The 1280-nt window shown below is 31.0% G+C and carries 1 protein-coding gene; it reads left to right on the top strand.

The window, feature by feature from the left end:
* A partial coding sequence (locus ACZIX2_RS14210; RefSeq protein WP_463340754.1) for an IS4 family transposase occupies window positions 1-1280 on the top strand: 1280 nt, incomplete at both ends.

Below are 1280 nucleotides of genomic sequence, written 5' to 3'. Positions count from 1 at the left end.
AAAAAAAAAGTGAAGGATAGGCAATTAAGTGATATAAAGGATTTACGTTTATTAAAGAGAGGTAATATAATTTTAGATAAATTATTTAAGAATAGTGTTCATTCTATTCGTCAAATTACTCAAAGTGATTCTGAGGCAAAATCATTTTATCGGTTTTTGCAAAATGACAATGTTTCTGAAGCTGATATTGTGCGCAATATGACTGCTAACTGTGTTTCTTCTTGCACAAATAAAGTTGTTTTGTGTATTCAAGACACTACGGAAGTTAATTTATATAATCATAAAAATAGAGTAAAAAAGGATAATTACATAGGTGCTACTAATGCTGCAAAAGGAGGTATTGGATTTTTACTTCACCCTAGTTTTGTTTTAGATGCTCAAACGCTAGTGCCTTATGGTTTTTCAGATGTAAAAATTTGGAATAGACCCTTAGAGAAGTTAACCAAAACGCAGCGCAATTACAATATGCTTCCAATAGAAGAAAAGGAATCTTATAAATGGATAGAATCTTCTCTAAACTCAAAAAAAGCATTAAGTAAAGCAAAAGAAATTATAATCATTCAGGATAGAGAAGGTGATATTTATGAGCAATTTGGGATTGTTCCAGATCAAAAGACGCATCTATTAGTTCGTGCAAGAGCCAATAGAACCCTGTCAGATAAGACAAAACTTTTTGATTATATCTCCAATCAACCATCCAAAGGAACCTATTCAATACTATTGGAGGGTGATAAAAGAAAAAACATAAAAAAACGAGAAGCCACTTTAGAGGTTCGTTACTCTCAAGTGAGCATAAACAAAAACGATTTAAGTTCTAAAACAGCTCCAGATAATATTACACTAACAATTATCGAGGCCAAAGAAATAAACACAGTTGTTGAAAATCCAATTTGCTGGAGATTATTGACAACTATAGATGTTGAGAATTTAGAAACTGCTTTGAACTGCATTACTTGGTATACTTGTAGATGGATAATAGAAGAGGTTTTTAGAATTTTAAAAAAAGAAGGTTTTAATATAGAAGCAAGTGAATTAACTTATGCCAAATCAATCCGTAAGCTTTCATTGCTGATGATGGAGACCATTGTAAAACTTTTTCTAATGCAAATAGCCTATAATTGCCCAGAAGAGGAAATAGAATCGAGTTGTTGTTTTTCAGAAAACGAATTAAAATGTTTAGAGTATCAAATAGTATCTTTAGAAGGAAAGACTCAAAAATTGAAAAACCCTTATTTAGAAAAAGATTTAAAGCGTTATGTCTGGGCAATTGCTAGATTAGG

It is taken from the genome of Flavobacterium riviphilum (assembly GCF_055231795.1).
This window is presented reverse-complemented; position numbering and strand designations above follow the sequence as displayed.